This is a genomic window from Streptomyces sp. NPDC017246 (genome assembly GCF_044331325.1).
Taxonomy (GTDB): domain Bacteria; phylum Actinomycetota; class Actinomycetes; order Streptomycetales; family Streptomycetaceae; genus Streptomyces.
The window spans coordinates 100,154-115,180 of record NZ_JBIRMW010000014.1; the positions used below are offsets into that span (position 1 = coordinate 100,154).

Below are 15,027 nucleotides of genomic sequence, written 5' to 3' on the forward strand. Positions count from 1 at the left end.
TTCATGGTGACCACGAACCCTCTCGCCGACGCCCTGGCCATACGTGCCACGGCCTCGGCCTTCGACGCCCAGCGCGGCAAGCTCCCGGTCCCCGGCGATCCTCACCGCCTCCCCAGCAGCGTCGCCGTCGCCCAGCAGATCTCCGAACTCGGCAAACTGATCACCGAGCTGGGCGACGAGGTCCTCTTCCGCACTGTCAACAGGGAATACGACTCTCGCACTTCCCTGGCCGTGTCCAGCTTCTCCGCCGCCGTACGGCCCGCCGGTGAGGCGGCGTCCGCCCTCGGGGAAGTGGCCCAGCAGCTCGCGTTCCTGGAACGGACCGAGCACCTGCACGACCGGCCCGACAGCCGGGATGCCCGGGAAGCTGCGGGGCGTGTGATCGACGAGGCCCTCGGGACGGCGGACACGGCCCTGCGGGAGGCGGCCGACTCGCTGCACGCCGCCTCGACGGCGGTATCGCCGCCGTCGAGGCGGCTCCGGGCAGCCCTCGGCCGGACCACCATCCCCGTGTACGAGGCCGTACCGGCTACCCCCGCCGCGCCGGCACTGGCGAAGGCTCTCGCGCCCCGGACCGTACGGGGCCGGTGACATGCCCTCCACCGCCTCTCGCCCTCCGCTGATCGGCTCGCTCTGCTCCGGATACGGCGGTCTCGACCTGGGCGTGCAGGCCGCTCTCGGCGGCACCCTGTCCTGGCACGCGGAGGTCGATCCGAACGCCTCGCGCGTCCTGGCCCGCCACTGGCCCGGCGTCCCCAACCTGGGCGACATCACGACCGTCGACTGGTCCACCGTCCCCCGGGTGTGCGTCCTGACGGCCGGCTTCCCCTGTCAAAGACGTCTCGGTCGCCGGCCGCCGGGCCGGACTCAACTCCCAGACCCGATCGGGACTGTGGCTGCACGTCGCCCGTGCGGTCGAGGCCCTCCGACCCTGCTTGGTAGTGATCGAGAATGTACGAGGCCTCCTCACCTCCCCCGCCGGTTCCCCTGGCGACGTGGAACCCTGCCCGTGGTGTCTGGGAGACACCGCAGGTCAGCCTCCTCTGCGGGCACTCGGTGCCGTACTCGGATCCCTGGCCGACCTCCGGTACGACGCGAAGTGGCTCGTGCTTCGCGCCTCCGACGTCGGAGCCCCGCACCGGCGCGAGCGGACCTTCCTCACGGCCTGGCCCGCCGGAGACCCTGCTGAAGACGCCGCCCAGCAACATCGGCAAGAACGGCGGCTCCCAGCACCCGGCGAAGAGGAAGAGCGGGGGCCACGGTCCGAACCTGGCCGACGAGGTCGAATGGCTCCTGCTGCCGACCCCGAAGGCGTCGGACGGGATCAAGGGATCTCCCAACCAGCGACACGGCAATGGGGACATGACCCGGCCCAGTGCGGCGGCGTCGCTCTTGCCCACGCCCCGGGCCAGCGACACGGGCACCCCGGGCCGCCGCCCCGGCAAGGGGTGGCGCCCTCCCCTGCCGGGGGTGGTCCTGCCACTGTGGGCGGAGCCGTCCCCGGAAGCCAAGGAGTCGAGCGGCGATTGGGAGACGCTCACCCGTCCCGCGCCGGCGCCCACGGATGCGGCCGGTCGGCTCCGTGCCGACTTCGTCGAGTGGATGCAGGGCCTCGACGCCGGTTGGGTCACCGCCACCCCGGGACTCGGACGCCCGGCGCAGCTCACCGCGCTCGGCAACGGTGTCGTACCCCAACAGGCCACTCGGGCGCTGCAGTTGCTGGCACCGCCGTTCCCGCGTTGTCCGCGCTGCGCGGCCGGGTAGCGGCTCCCTACCGCGTTTTCCCGGCCGAGCCAAACTGCGGATTCTCCGCATCCTCTCGGGCATGTCGCCGTCTCACAGATGGAGCACGCTCTCATGTCTGACACCAACCCGACCGCCCCCGCCCCCGCCCCTGAGCCGTTCCGGGTCTCCGACGAAGACCTCGACGACCTCGCCAGCGCCCTCGCCAAGACCATCGCGGAGGTCAGGCGCCAGGGCGTCGTCCTCGACCGCCTCGGCTCCGAGCCCGATCCCGTACCCCCTGCCGACCAGCAGACGGACGGCGCTGCGAAAGCCGGGGCGGCCGGCCCTGAGAAGAGCAACGGCCCCACCTCGGTGTTCATCCTCGCCCTGGGCGGCGAGGCGTACGCCGTCGAACTCGCCGCCCTCAGCAACTGGGTGAACCACCTCCTCCTGCCGGTGTACGGCCGGGAGATCAGCACGACGCGCCCCTGGTGCGCGCAGTGGCACGAACATCCGGAGGCCGTCGCCCGGCTGCACGCCCTCTGGCTCGCGTGGCAGCAGCTCACCGACGCCGAGGCCGGCCTAGCCGGTCCCTCGACCTGGCACCGCGACCACCTGGACCAAGCCCTCGTCCACCTCCGCGCCCCGGACGGCCCCTTCGCCGCGTGCACGACGAGCCCGACCCGCCCCAACCACCGGGTGCTGACCACTCCCGCCCCTCAGCCGTCGGGGGTGGCGGCATGAAGAACAACCGCTTGGACTTCGCCTTCGATTTCGATCTCGACGAACTCGCCCCCGCTGATGCCGCGTCCGAGGAAGCGGTGGAGAGGATCTGGTCCGGTGACCTGACAGCGCTGTCCCAGCACCACACCACGCCCAACGGCTCCCACAGCTTCGTCGTCGCCCACGACCAGTCGGCCACCTGGGGAGTGCCTGGCGCGCCCCAGGTCATGGCGATCGCCGTCGCCCGGGATCTCACCCGGTTCACGTTCACCCTGGAGACGAGCCACCACGCCACGGTGTCCTTCGCTCAGGCGTGGTTGGTCGAACGCGGCGGTCCGCCCGAGAAGATCGCCAAGATCCGCGACGGCGTAATGGAGCCCGCCGACGACCTCACTGTGTGGGTCGAACGGCAGATCCGCGAGTCGGGCGCCCGGTACGAGGTCCTCGACAACCACACCTCGGATTCCGATCCGTGCGAGACGTGGACGCTGACACGCGACTCCAGTGCCGCCCAGGCACCGGTCCGCCTCTTCCACGAAGGGTGGGACCACGCCGCCGGAACCTACACGATGCGCGAGGGTGCCTTCGCCGACGTCGGCGCCGCCCGCTCCTGGCTGGACGACCGCAGCGGCCCGCTGCCGGAACCGCCGGAGTACGGCGATCACAACGGTGCCGTCGTCCGGGCCCGCATTGCCCTCGCCCGATCGGCCGGTGCGTCCGCGACGCCGAAGGCCAGCCTGGACGCCACCCGTACGCCTCCGGCGGGACCGGTCCAGCGTCTTGTACAGGGGAGGCTGCCGTGAGCCGCGCCCGCTTCGCCTTCGCCGCACACCCTGACGCCATCTCGGACCTCCGGGAACTTCCCGATGAGATCCGCGATTTGGCTCTCCTGGAGCTGCAGAACCTGGTCCACGGAAGTGACGACTGCCTGCCGTTGAAGGGCCGCCTCGCCGTCTTCCACAAGGTCTACGTCGACCCCTCGGTCTCGTACCGGCTGGTGATCCAGTTCCGCCCGGCCCCACCGACCTCGAACCACAAGCGCGAGGTCTATCTCGTCGCTGCCGGAAGCCGGAAGGACTACGCGGTCTACCGCTCGGCCCACCTACGCACCGCCCCTCAACAGATAGCCGAGACGCCCTCCGCCGACGAGGCCCGCGTCCAGGCCACCCGGTCCCGTTCTTCCCTGGCCGCCGGCCGCCCGACGACCGCCCCGGCAGCTCCTCCCACAGCGGCACACTCCACGGCCGCCCCTTCCCGAAAGGTCCCCCAGCGATGACCGCCGACCGCGCCCCGCTGTCCCGTAACGATCTGGCCGGCCTTCTCACCGAGGCCGCGCAGAGCGTCTCCGGAATCCTGGCCGCCGAGTACCCGACGGTCGCCAGCCGCTCCTACCTGCACCCCGTACTGGGCGCCTTGTCCGCCGGCCCGCGCGTGGTGCGCGAACTGACAAACCGGCTCGAAGAGTTCATGGTCTCCGATCCGCGTCCCGCCACGCCAGCGGGTCTGTTCACCTTGGCCTCCTACGCCTCCGCGCTGGGCTGGTTCACCGAGTCCCTCGCCGAGCTGACCACCGCCGTCGACCAGCTCTGCACGAGCGTGGGCATCCCCACAGAACCTCGGGACCCGGCCTTCGCCGCGACCGAGGACGCCGAGGAGGACAACGGGTTCGACTTCGCCTTCAGCGCGCTGGAGCTGGCGGCGATCCGCAGCGCCGCCGAGGCCGCCGGGCTCCCGCCGGGCGACTACGTCGACGTGCTCTCCCAGTCGCTGCTCGCGGCCTCCCGGATCACCGACGCCTGCATGGAGATCTCCAGCGGCCTGCTCGAAGACGCCGCGTACGTCCTCGATGAGGCGGCCGACCGCATCTGGATCGGCGGCGAACCAGGGGGACTGCCCACTCTGGTCCGTTCGCTGCTCGCCCGGATGGAGGCGGCCGAATGAACCCGCGTGTTACGCCCGACCGGCCCGCCTTCTTCCCCATCGGTTCATTCGACGCTCAGCGAATCGAGGACGCGTTTTCCCTGATGGGGCCCAAGTGGACCACCTGGTCGGTGATGACCATGGCCCAGGAAGGCCGTCCCATGCGGGTGCGGGATGTCGCCGCCAGGCTCCCCTTCGTCAGCGAGCAGCTGGTCGGCAAGCGGCTGGCCGCCATGCACGCCGACGGACTGGTCACCCGAACCGACAAGCATCACGGGGCTCCGTACCGGCTCAGCGCCCTCGGCGAGTCCCTGACGCACGTGCACCGCACCTTGGCCGAATGGTCTCGAAACTATCTGTCGCCCGGCGCGATGGCCGAAGCCGAACGTGTCGAGGACGCCGTACAGCGTCTGCGGCTGCGGCACTCCACCGCCATGATCCAAGTCCTCGACGCGGGCGGCCCGATGCGGTTCGTCCACATCGCCGAAGGCGTCGGCCTGGACGTCAGCCTCACCCAGCATCGCCTCCTCCGGCTTCAGGCCGACGGCCTGGTCACCCGCACGGGCCCACGCCACGGCGATCCCTACGTGCTGGCCGATGCTGGCCGGGAGCTGGGCCCCGTCTACGCGACCGTCGAGCACTGGAGCGCCCCCTTGACCACGCAGCGGGTCCTGTCGCCGCCCGCTTCCGTCACCATGCCCCAGCGGACCCACCCCGGCGTCCCGTTGGGGTCGGACGGCCCGCGGACCGCAGCAGCCCTGCGCCGGAGCACTGCCCTACCGAACGCTCTGTTCAGCCATGCCTCCCAGCCACAATCACGGGTGCCGGCGTCCGCGACCGCCCAGTCGACCCCGGGACGGTTCAGGTGATCCGGGTGGCGCCCAGAACCAGAGACACCCCGCCATCGCCACAGCGTCCGCGTGCGCTCCAGCCGTTCACCGCGCTACGCACGCGGGCGCGTTCCCCTCCTCCCGCACGCGCCTGGAGCTTCGACTATGTCCGCCCTTCCCGACCCGTCCCGCCACGAACCGGTACTGGTCAGCCCCATATATCTCGCTGGCTCCAACGGGACCGGAGACGCCGGCTTCGCCCCCGTCGCCCACTGGCCGCACCACTACCTCGACGACGGCCCCTGCCAGCTCCTCGTCACCTCTCCCGACCAGCGGATCCGGATCGGCTGGTTCGGCGACGACTTCGAGCTGTGGAGGATCACCGCGGCCGAGGAGGCCGTCGCCACGCCCCGCTGGACGGCGACCTTCAACCACGTCACCCCGGCCGAGATCGTCGCCGGCCTCACCACCGCCCTAGCCCGCGACTACGCCGAATCCGACCCGTACGAGAACAACGGACGCTTCCTGGCGGCCCCGTCGCTGTACTGGACCGATGCCGTCCAGCCACTGCTCGATGCCGGCTGGCACCGAGGGGCAGCCAAGTACGGAACCGTCGAGATCACCGCTCCCGACGGGCTGGCAGGTGTCGAGATCGACACCCTTCGCGGGGGACGGGACGCCGAGGCCGTCATGCTGTGGGCCGGTCCCCGGGGCTGGGGCACGCGGGCGGAGGCGGTGTTCACGGCCCGCACTCCGTCCCATCTGGTCGCCGCGACGGCGGCCGTCATGGCCAGTTCGGCCCCGGTGGTCCGTGAACGGCACATGATCCACCGCGAGATGGAGCCGCTGGTCACGCTGACGCCGGTCGGTCCGGCTGCCGCTCCCCGGGTCTCCCGCTCTCCGACTCCGCTCGACGTACGACGCACCGCTGTCACCGAGGCCGTACGCCGTGCCGCGCGCGCTCCGCGGACAGCAGCCGACCTCCGCGTGATGGCGGCCCAGAGCCGCACTACGTCCTCGGCGCAGAAGCGGTCGAGCACCCTCGCACCCGCACCCGCAGCCGCAGCCGCAGCCCGGCCGTCGGCCGCTTCGTCGGCTCCCCGGCACAGCCGCTGACCCCCGCCCGGACCTTCACGGACGATCCCTCCGACCCTCCGGACAACAGGAGTTCCTTCATGCCCGACACCACCGCGCTCGACCAGGCCACTTCCATGATCGAGAAGGCCTGGGACCAGCCCATCGAGGTCCTGGAAGTCCTCGCGGTCCGTCGCCCCTGCGACGACCCGCTCCTGCGCTCGGCCATGCACATCCGTACGGCCCTGGCCATCACCGACAATGCAGTGTCCGTTCACCAGCATCTTCTGCACGCCCTGACCCGGCCCGGGTATGTGCCGGCCTTCTACGAGCTGGACCGGCTCTCCAGCTCGGCGGCCGACCTTCGCGTCGCGCTCGCGGAGAGCGGTGCGTACGTGCAGGCGATCCGGCGTGTAGTCGAAGTACGCGAAGCCGCCTCGACCCCGGACCGGGGGCCGGCGGCGAACCTGTCCCGGGCCGCTGTCGCCCGCTCGGGGCTCGCCTCACATGCCTCGGGCCAGGTGAGGCGACCAGCCAGTTCCTACGGCTGCCGTCGGGCCGTCGGCGCCCTCACCGGGGCCGCGCCGCTGAACGCTCAGGCAGGGTCTTCGTCGTGGTGGGCGTCCTCGATGGGCCCCACCACGCGGGCCAGCTCCTCCACCGTCAGCTCGACGTGCCGTCCTTCCGCGACCCGGCGCTCCACCACCGCGTCCTCGTCCGCCCATCTGTCGGGCTGCGCGCCGACGCCCCACTGACCATCGGCGACCATCGCGATGTCACCCACGGTCCACGGCCGCCCGGCGGCGCGGATCTTGCGCTCCAGCCCGGCGTCCCAATGTCCGCCCGACTCCGTCATCCCTGCTCCCCCTTCGGTCCCGCACGGCCCGCTGCCGTAACTCGAGTAGGACAACCCCGGCCGTCGTTCCATTCCCGTGCCGGCGACGATCTGGGCGTCTGCCCGTGATCAGTTCGCCCACGGCAGACGAGCATCCCCCGGAAACGACTACGGACTTCGACCCACCCCATGTCAACGTACGGGTGCCGGGAAAACCGCAGGTCAACGAAGGGATCATCCAACCGTGAACGCCTCCGCAACCCTCCAGCCCGCCGTCGTCGGCCCCTCCGTGGAAGACCGCCACTGGCTCTCCTCGGACCACTGCGCCACCCCAGTCCTCGAACTCCTCCACGCCCTCGACTGGACAGTCGTCGACATCCCGGAGGCCAACGTCCACGCGACGAGCCCGGACGGCCGCGTCTACATCGGCTGGCTCCCCGAGGACCCGGCCGCCTGGACACGCGGCATCGTCTGGCGCGTCCAGGTGCAGCCCACCGAAGGCGACTCGTGGGTCCAGGAGTTCGGTCTCGACACCCCCTCCGAGGCCGTGGCCGGATTCGTCGCCGCCCTCGTCGCCCACTCCCCCCGCTGAATCGGTGAGCGGGCGGCACCACTGGCCCGGCCAGCTCACCGGCACCTGTTCTCGGGGTTCCGCCCCCCTCTGGGCCGACCGGCCCCGTCCCCGCTCACCGACCCAGCAGGAGGTTCCGATCGCACGCATGCTCCTGGCCACCCGTCCCGGCTACCGCCGCAAGTGCGCCTTCGCCCGTCGCCGCTGCACCTGCTACTACCTGCCCGGTCAGTCCGGCCGCCACGTCAAGCCCCTCCGCCGCCGTGCCGCGCGCCGAGCCGAGCGACGCCAGTGGCAGCGCAGCCTCTCCGAATGACCGAGCGCCCTGACGTCCACCGCCCCGGCAGTGCAGGGGCTCCTCCCCAACACGAGGAATCCACTGTGCCCTTCCACGCCCCGCTCACAACCACCACCCCGACGGCACCCTCTGCCCGGCGGACCACAAGCACACCAGCTCCGGCAAGCCGCTCCACGCCGGCTGCCCGGGGCGCTCGTACACCCAGGCCGTCTGCTCGTGCGGCGGCTGGGAGATGAAGCAACGCGGCAAGGGCTACGTCAACGAGTGCCGCAAACGGCACCTCACCGGCCACGTCCAGAAGCCGGAGATCCTCCGGGACCTGCTCCGCCTCGACACTCACTGACGCTCTGACTCCGCCCGCCCGTACCGCTTTCGGAGGCTTCCTTGCCCCAGTACCTGACCGTCGGCCACCTGCTCCGCCAGCTCCAGGACCTCGACCCTGCCCTGCCGATCCGCCTCGCCGTCAACCCCGATTTCCCCTTCACCCACTACGTGGGAACCGGGGTCGTCGTCCAGGACGGCAAGGCGTTCATCCCCGACGACGGTCAAGAGGACTACCTCCCCACGTCGGTACGCGACGCCCTCACCTGGTCCTGACCCCTTCCCCCCCGCTCTCCGGAGGCTCTCATCTCGTCGCACATACTCCCGCTGCACAGCCTCGCCGCACGTCCCATGCCGGACGGCGCACGCGGCGCGCTGGTCCAGCGCGTCTCCACCCGGCACGACGGTCCAGTCGACGTCACGTGGCTCGCCGCCAGAACCCCGAATCTCCCCCTCGGCCGCATCGCCTCCACTGGGAACCCGCCTCTCGCTCCGGCTGGAACGTCACCGCCCACCTGAGCCTGGCCACCACCGAGGTACACCTCGCCTCCTGGCCAGCCGCCCCGGACGACTGGCCGCGCCTGATCCGCCCGACCCTCCACGAGGTGACCGGCCTCTGCGCCGCCCTCGCGCTCGCGACCGACGCCCTCGACCTCTCGAACCGCCTCGCCGAGGTCTGACCGAGAACCTCAGAAGGCCGCCCCCGCGCCAATGCTCGTCCTGATCGTGGGCGGATGACTTCGGCGTTTGTGCATCGTGAAGTTGCTGCTCATCTGGTGTAGATCATTAGTCACCGGGAGACTTCGCAGTTCGTCAGCACCAGCAGGGCCGACACCAAGGCGGTCGCCCACTTCGGGTCGGTACGGATCTTGCCGAGGACCCGCCTGGATCGCCCGCAGCACCGACGTCCAGCCGCAGGCGTCGGCGACCACGGCGGCTCCCAGAAGTACGGCACCCGCCGCGCCCTGTGTCGGTGTTCGGCAGGCCGGCGGTGCTGACTGGCGGCGCGCGTCGCCGTGCCGACGACCAGCGCCGCCGCGGTGTCAATCAGCGCCGGGGCGCCCGGCCCGCCGCATGCCGGGGCGGCCAGGGCACCGGGGAGAGGTTTCGGCGGCCTGGCGGATGTCGGCTGCGCTCGTGTCCGCCGTGGGCTTTCAGGACACGGTCGGCGACGGGATGAAGGCCCTCTGGTTGGTGTTCAGCTGGTTTCGCGCGCCGGCTTCGTCTGTGGACCACAGGGCGGCCAGCCGTGGCAGAAGAGCGGGGAGGTCGGACGGGCGGCTCGGCCTGCCGTGCTGGCGGGTGAAAGGGCCGTCGGTTTCCAGGAGTACGCGATCGGGCGGGAGTTCCTGCAGCAGTCGTTGGGCCCGTGCGGAGGCGATCATGGCAGGGTTGACGGAGAACCAGAGGCCTGCAGCGACGGCTTCCTCCACCAGCCCCACCGGCCCGGTGTACCAGTGCAGGATCGCACGTGAGGCGCGGGCTTGAGCCAGCTGCTGGATGGTTTCGCGTTCGGCGCCGCGGCTGTGGATTGTGAGGGGGAGTGTGGTCGTGCGTGGGTCGGACAGGATCCCCTCGAAGATGCGGAGCTGGGCGCGGCGGGAGGGCCGGCCGGCAGGGGAGAAGTCCAGGCCGATCTCGCCGATCCAGGAGGCGTCGGGCAGTAGGCGCAGGAACCGGGCGAGGTCGGCGGCGGTGAACGAGGCGGCGTGCAGGGGGTGCATGCCGAGCGCGGCCACGATCCCGGGGCGGCGGCCGAGGCGTGTGCGCAACACTCGGTACTGGCCCGGATCTTCGGACACGGCGACGATGGCGACACCCGCGTCGACGGCCTCGGACATGATGCCGGCCGGGTGGTCGTAGCCCGTCAGGTGGCAGTGGGTGTCCCAGAGCGCGCTCACGCGGCCCTCTCCAACTGCTCGGCGAGAGCCCCGGTCGCTCCGATGGTGAGCCAGGACCGTACTTCGGCGCTGCCGCGCCGCCAGACGTCCAGGAACGCCAGCCGCTCTCCTGATGGCAGCGGTCCGTTGCGCAGGACGTCCCGGTCCGGGCGTCCCGGCCGGGTGCCGATGGCGACGGCGCGCAGGTCGGCGCTGCGGTCCGACTCCGTGTCCAGCAGGGTGGGGTCGCTGAGGGCGTCCCAAGGGTAGTCGTCCGGGTCGTCCCATCCGGCGCGAGCCATGGCCGCCCTCCGGATCAAGCAGGGGAAGCAGTAGCCGCAGTTGCCCTGCGGGCGACGGGCGTAGCGGGCGACCTCCGGGTGGGAGCAGGAGACGCTCAGGGGGGCAAGCTCGCGCAGCAGCTCCGCGTTGCGGCTGGACGCCAGCATCTCGCCCTTGGTCGCCAGTCGGTAGGGGTTGACCAGCGGGTTTTCCACGCCGACCGCCCGGGCGGTCTGTTCGAGCAGGGTCAGGAAGTGGGGGTGGGTGGTGCGGGTGCTGAAGCTTCCTGACCGTGCCGGGGTAAGCGGGACGTTAACGCCGATGTAGCCGTTCTCGGGAAGGTAGACCGGGACCGTGGGGCCCAGGGACGACGCCAGGGCCAGCGCGGAGGTCAGGAACAGCAGTGACCGCGAGCGGCTGGTGGCCTCACGGCCGGGGGGCAGCGGCTGCTCCTGGGCGGGATGGTGCGGAGCCGGCCGCAGGAACAGCGGTTGGCGGCGCACTCTGGGCCCATAGTGTGTACGGAGCCTTCGAAACAGCTGGGCCTGAGCGCTGGGTGTCTGCCCACCCTCGTAGTGGGACAGCAGCAGCATTCGCCGTTCCGGGTCTTCCTCGAGGAGGTCGACGACGCCGCACAGCGAGTCCAGCCCGCCGGAGAACAAGCACACGGCGTCCGCTTGCAGCGACTCGCGCTCCACCAATCCGCGAGGGGTGTCCGTACGCGTTCCGGAACGGGGGTGTGCGCGGATGTCCCACCGGTCGCCGGTCAGGAAGCCGAGCGCTCGTTCGGCCTTCTCGCGAGGCCAGGCATCGGGGGCGTGGGCGGGCAGACGCAGGCCGATGTCCCGGGTCCATGCGTCGGCGGTCTCCCGCCGCTCGGTGATGCGGTCGGCGCAGTAGGCGGCGACGCCCAGGAGCAGCAGGTCGGCCGCAGCTGGCGGGAGAGCAGTGTTGGAGAAGAAGCTGGCGTTCGTCTGCACGGTGGCCGCGGCCGAGCCGGGGGCGAAGTCCAGGAGGACTTCCCCGGGCGCCAGGGCATCGGCGGACGGCAGGAGGCGTACGCGAAACACGGTCATGCGAGGCTCTCCAGTGTGCTGTAGGCGACCTGCATGGCCTGGTCGGCGATGTCGCGGCCTTGCGGGCCGTTCCAGTTCACGGACAGCGGGTCGGGCGGCAGGTTGATGACGACGCAATCCTCGATGACCTGACGCATCTGCCGGTCGGCTCGACGCGCGGCTGCCGGGTCGGTGATGCGCCCGAGCCGTTCGGCGATCACCGGGATGCGGTTGTAGAGGTAGTTCGTCAGGAACAGATGCAGCAACCGTTCGATGTCGTCGCGACTTGCCCGGGTCTGCTGCAGCTCCTCCCACGTGTCGGCGTCGCCGAACAGTTCCTCCAGCACATCGCACATCGCGTCGCGGGCCGCCGCTGAGTCCAGACCACTGCCGTCACCGGACAGCGCGGTGACCAGCTCGTCGACGATCTCGAACCGGTCGCGGCCCACCAGGTCTCCGAGTGACGCCTCGCGCAGCGCCTGGTCCAGCCCGTTCGCGCCGATGCCGGCAAGCAGGCCGCCGAGTCGCTGGACACTGCTGCGGCCGACTGCGGCACCCGCGGCCGCGGCGGCTGCTCCGCCGAGGACCGGGACGTGCCGGGCCAGCAGCACCTTGGCAGATCCGGGGCTTGCGCTTCCTTGCCCGGTACTGCGGAAGTACGAGGTGGCGGCGTACTTCAGGTCGGTCCACGCGCCGCCGGTGCCGCTGGTGCGGTCGGTCGACGTCCCCACCTACACCGACCCCCTCGGGGTGCGCAGCCCCGCGACGATCTGGCCGACCGCGTGGCCGCTGTTCTGCCAGCCGTCCAGAAGGGCGGTGACTTCCTGACGGGCCTGAGGCAGCCGACGCACGGCGGACGACACCTTCGCCCGAGGGATCCCGTCCAACGGGATCCTGCCCAGCGTGTGGCACACCGCGGCCACCGCACCCGGCACCTTCTCGGCCACCTCCACCGCGCCGTCCCAAGCATCGCTGCCGGGGTCACGCAGCACGCGTGCGAGCAACTGCTCCATCAGCAGCGGCAGATCCTCGGCTGGCAATGTTTCGGCGACCGACCGCACCGCGGTGCGCCGAACGGCGACGATCTCGGACTGCAACTGGACCAGAAGGCCCTGCAGCGCGGCCGGGAGCCGCGCAGCGGTGGCGGTGACGGTCAGCTTCGCGCGCGCGTAAGTGAAGTACGGTCCCAGATCGATCCCGCCCAGCACAGGCTCCAGCCGCAGCCAACGCTCGATGTGCGGCTGGGCAGCCCAGGTAGCGACCTCCGGATCCAACGGCAAGCTTTCCTCGGCCGGCCCGGTCTCCTCAACGCGGTCGCCACTGCGGTCCGGCGCCGTGGAAGCACGCCTCTGCCCGCGCGCAGGGGCGGGGCGAACAAAAGCCGCAGAGAGTACGTGCCGCTCTGCCGCCGCCAGCTCGGCGGCCGTGCCGCCCCCGCCTCGCACCTGCCAGTCGAACAGACGCTGGAAGTCCGTCAGGTACTGCTCCTCCAAGACCATGAGCTTGGCCAGCACAGCTGCGTCCAGATCCGTTCCCCGACGCTGCGCGCTTCCCCGACGCATGATCACCGAGTTCATGAAGCGCTTCAGCTGACGGGGGTTGCCGCGCAGAGCGGCGCCGAGAAGCGGCGCGATGGAGCCTGCCCAGCCCATGTCCGTGAACAGCGCCGACGGCATGCGGTCCCGGCCCAGGCTGTCCGCGGCCAGACCCGGATTGAGCGAGACGGCCAGGACGCTGTGGGCCCTGCGCTGTGCCACGTCGTTCAGGACGGTCGCAAAGTCTGATCCCTCCAGGTGCAGCTGAGCGAGGAGGAGCTGCATGTAGGTCTCCGCCTCCGGGACGGAGAGCACAGGGATGGTGATCTTGACCTGAAGCATCTTCTCCAAGTACTCGGCACCCAGGCCGGTCGCGCCAGCCCGATCCGTGGTGGGATAGAACCTGTCGATCGCCGCCTCGACCACCTGAGGGTGCGCGGCGATGACGTAAGCGGTCTTCTTCGTGTGGAGGAAGACCCGGATGCCTTCGAAGGTGTCGACGATCGTGCCCGGCAGACAGCGGTCGAGGTCGTCGACGAGGACGATCACTGCCGTCACACCCTCCAGCGTCTCCACGAGCGATTCGAAGCGGGACCTGAAGGACGCGACATCGGCCAAGACGTCGTCTCCGGCCGCCGGGCCCGCATCCTCCGGGGGCGTCTGCTGCTCCGCGCGATCGAGGGCTGCGCCGCCCATGACGGCTGCCTGTTGGACGACGGCTTGGGCGAGGGGAGCGAGGGCCGGTTGGTAGTGGGTCGCGGCCAGTTGGGCTGCCGGCCCCACTCCGGCGAGGGCGGCCCGTCCGGCGAAGACCGCCGGACGACGAAGCCGGTTGATGAACCTTCGCAGGAACCCGATCTCCTCCGCGGCCGAGGCATTGGATGCGGCCTCGGCCTGGAGCCGGTTCAAGACGGCGTCCATCAGCGCGACCTTGATGTCGTCATAGCCCTCGAACTGCCACGGACTGAACGGCACCACCACATAGCGCCCGCCGTCCGCGGGCCGCTCCGCATCGAGGCGCGCCGCCACGATCTTGAGCAGGCTGCTCTTACCCGATCCCCATTCGCCAAGCAGGCCCACCGTCAGGGGCAGCAACTGCGGCCGCGTGAGCGGCACCATCAACTCGTCGACGAGGAAGTCAAAACCGAGAAGATCCACATCGGCTTCGTTGTCTGACCACATGCCGCGCTACCTCAACTCCCGGCCAGTCCCGGCCTCGGGCACGCGAATGTGCCAGCGACCTAAGCGAGACCCTCGTCGTTGAGCATACGAGCCCCCACCGACACACACCCCTCACTGACTGCACATTTTCCTCACAGGATGCGCGCTCCCCAGCCGGGGACGGCCGCAGTCCCTGCTCGCAAGGCAGGGCGCCTCGGATCCGCGCGCGGTTCTCGGCCATCCACTCTCTTGCCCACACTGGGCACATCCCGGCGCGTGTCGGCCGCCCGAGGAGGAGAGGGTAGGCAGGGGCGCCTTCTGTGTCAGACGCGGCCGCTCAGGGTTCCAGGGGCGGGAACAGCCTCGGCTTTTCGTACCTCGCTCGCCTACCCCAAGTAGGTGCCGGCGAAGGCGCCGTCGAAGCCGAGCGCGATAAGGCCCTGCTCGACGGTGGGGTAGGTCGTGCCGTACGGGCTGGCGGTCAGGGCGTCGAAGTCGGCGCGGGTGATCTCGGGTTCGAGCCACTGGTTGCTGCACCGGCAGCGGATCCAGACGTTGCGGCTGTGGCTGATGAGCAGCCAGTCGCGTCGGGCCCGGCAGGCCGAGCACATCACGGGGATGCCGCCGAGGGCGAGTTCGTGTGGGTGGCTAACGCAGCGCGTTGCGCCGGGGCCGTCGGCCGGGTGCGTCTCGTACTGGAGTTGCAGCAGGGGGTCGGCCCCTGTGGGAAGGATGGGCAGCGCGGGTGGCGGCTCCGTGGTGCGGTCGGTGGTTCTGGGCACGAGCGTCATCTCCCGGTCGAGGGCTTCCTGTTTCC

Annotated in this window: 18 protein-coding genes and 2 pseudogenes; 15 read left to right on the forward strand and 5 right to left on the reverse strand. The window is 70.8% G+C overall.

The features are described 5' to 3' along the window. Window positions 1-3: 3 nt before the first annotated feature. The 15 genes and pseudogenes from ACH4MY_RS28470 (at window position 4) to ACH4MY_RS28540 (ending at window position 8,977) form a co-directional block, all read left to right on the forward strand. Window positions 4-591 (forward strand): hypothetical protein, encoded by a 588-nt coding sequence (locus tag ACH4MY_RS28470; RefSeq protein WP_398006596.1) that lies wholly within the window; start codon window positions 4-6, stop codon window positions 589-591. Between the two features lies 1 nt (window position 592). Continuing rightward, window positions 593-766 (forward strand): annotated as a pseudogene (locus ACH4MY_RS28475) (DNA methyltransferase); the annotation flags it as partial. Window positions 767-887: 121 nt separating this feature from the next. Then, window positions 888-1,154 (forward strand): annotated as a pseudogene (locus ACH4MY_RS28480) (DNA cytosine methyltransferase); the annotation flags it as partial. Window positions 1,155-1,362: 208 nt separating this feature from the next. Beyond that, a complete protein-coding gene (locus ACH4MY_RS28485) occupies window positions 1,363-1,764 on the forward strand; it encodes a hypothetical protein (protein ID WP_398006597.1) in 402 nt (133 codons plus the stop codon). A 93-nt stretch (window positions 1,765-1,857) separates the two neighbouring features. After that, window positions 1,858-2,469 (forward strand): DUF4913 domain-containing protein, encoded by a 612-nt coding sequence (locus ACH4MY_RS28490; RefSeq protein ID WP_398006598.1) that lies wholly within the window; start codon window positions 1,858-1,860, stop codon window positions 2,467-2,469. Further along, window positions 2,466-3,251: a glycosyl hydrolase gene (locus ACH4MY_RS28495; RefSeq protein WP_398006599.1), complete on the forward strand. Its 786-nt coding sequence runs from the start codon at window positions 2,466-2,468 to the stop codon at window positions 3,249-3,251. The genes ACH4MY_RS28490 and ACH4MY_RS28495 overlap by 4 nt, the downstream gene beginning before the upstream one ends. After that, complete coding sequence (locus ACH4MY_RS28500; RefSeq protein ID WP_398006600.1) at window positions 3,248-3,724, forward strand: hypothetical protein; 477 nt, start codon at window positions 3,248-3,250, stop codon at window positions 3,722-3,724. Before ACH4MY_RS28495 ends, ACH4MY_RS28500 begins: the two co-directional genes overlap by 4 nt. Further along, entirely contained in the window at window positions 3,721-4,389 is a 669-nt protein-coding gene (locus ACH4MY_RS28505) for a hypothetical protein (protein WP_398006601.1), read from the forward strand. The genes ACH4MY_RS28500 and ACH4MY_RS28505 overlap by 4 nt, the downstream gene beginning before the upstream one ends. A gap of 83 nt (window positions 4,390-4,472) precedes the next feature. Then, the gene (locus ACH4MY_RS28510) at window positions 4,473-5,237 is read left to right on the forward strand and encodes a winged helix-turn-helix transcriptional regulator (RefSeq protein WP_398006602.1); all 765 of its coding nucleotides are present in this window, start codon (window positions 4,473-4,475) and stop codon (window positions 5,235-5,237) included. 126 nt (window positions 5,238-5,363) lie between these two features. After that, window positions 5,364-6,314, forward strand: coding sequence for a DUF317 domain-containing protein (locus ACH4MY_RS28515; RefSeq protein WP_398006603.1), 951 nt, complete (start codon window positions 5,364-5,366; stop codon window positions 6,312-6,314). A 59-nt stretch (window positions 6,315-6,373) separates the two neighbouring features. Continuing rightward, window positions 6,374-7,027, forward strand: a complete 654-nt coding sequence (locus ACH4MY_RS28520) for a hypothetical protein (RefSeq protein WP_398006604.1) — start codon at window positions 6,374-6,376, stop codon at window positions 7,025-7,027. Between the two features lie 324 nt (window positions 7,028-7,351). Further along, window positions 7,352-7,699, forward strand: coding sequence for a DUF317 domain-containing protein (locus tag ACH4MY_RS28525; RefSeq protein WP_398006605.1), 348 nt, complete (start codon window positions 7,352-7,354; stop codon window positions 7,697-7,699). A 127-nt stretch (window positions 7,700-7,826) separates the two neighbouring features. Next, window positions 7,827-7,994 (forward strand): hypothetical protein, encoded by a 168-nt coding sequence (locus ACH4MY_RS28530; protein ID WP_398006606.1) that lies wholly within the window; start codon window positions 7,827-7,829, stop codon window positions 7,992-7,994. A 366-nt stretch (window positions 7,995-8,360) separates the two neighbouring features. Continuing rightward, window positions 8,361-8,573, forward strand: coding sequence for a hypothetical protein (locus ACH4MY_RS28535; RefSeq protein ID WP_358885357.1), 213 nt, complete (start codon window positions 8,361-8,363; stop codon window positions 8,571-8,573). A 146-nt stretch (window positions 8,574-8,719) separates the two neighbouring features. Beyond that, on the forward strand, window positions 8,720-8,977 hold the full coding sequence (locus ACH4MY_RS28540) for an esterase (protein WP_398006607.1): 258 nt from the start codon (window positions 8,720-8,722) through the stop codon (window positions 8,975-8,977). 474 nt (window positions 8,978-9,451) lie between these two features. On the opposite strand, the gene ACH4MY_RS28545 is transcribed toward ACH4MY_RS28540, so the two are convergent. From ACH4MY_RS28545 to ACH4MY_RS28565, 5 genes are all read right to left on the reverse strand, one after another. After that, window positions 9,452-10,198 (reverse strand): TatD family hydrolase, encoded by a 747-nt coding sequence (locus ACH4MY_RS28545; protein ID WP_398006608.1) that lies wholly within the window; start codon window positions 10,196-10,198, stop codon window positions 9,452-9,454. Then, a complete protein-coding gene (gene qatC, locus ACH4MY_RS28550; RefSeq protein ID WP_398006609.1) occupies window positions 10,195-11,535 on the reverse strand; it encodes a Qat anti-phage system QueC-like protein QatC in 1,341 nt (446 codons plus the stop codon). The genes ACH4MY_RS28545 and qatC overlap by 4 nt, the downstream gene beginning before the upstream one ends. After that, on the reverse strand, window positions 11,532-12,245 hold the full coding sequence (locus ACH4MY_RS28555) for a hypothetical protein (protein WP_354800937.1): 714 nt from the start codon (window positions 12,243-12,245) through the stop codon (window positions 11,532-11,534). The genes qatC and ACH4MY_RS28555 overlap by 4 nt, the downstream gene beginning before the upstream one ends. After that, the gene (locus ACH4MY_RS28560; protein ID WP_398006610.1) at window positions 12,246-14,231 is read right to left on the reverse strand and encodes a P-loop NTPase fold protein; all 1,986 of its coding nucleotides are present in this window, start codon (window positions 14,229-14,231) and stop codon (window positions 12,246-12,248) included. It lies immediately after the preceding gene. 365 nt (window positions 14,232-14,596) lie between these two features. Next, complete coding sequence (locus ACH4MY_RS28565) at window positions 14,597-15,001, reverse strand: hypothetical protein (RefSeq protein WP_148001733.1); 405 nt, start codon at window positions 14,999-15,001, stop codon at window positions 14,597-14,599. Between the last annotated feature and the right edge of the window lie 26 nt (window positions 15,002-15,027).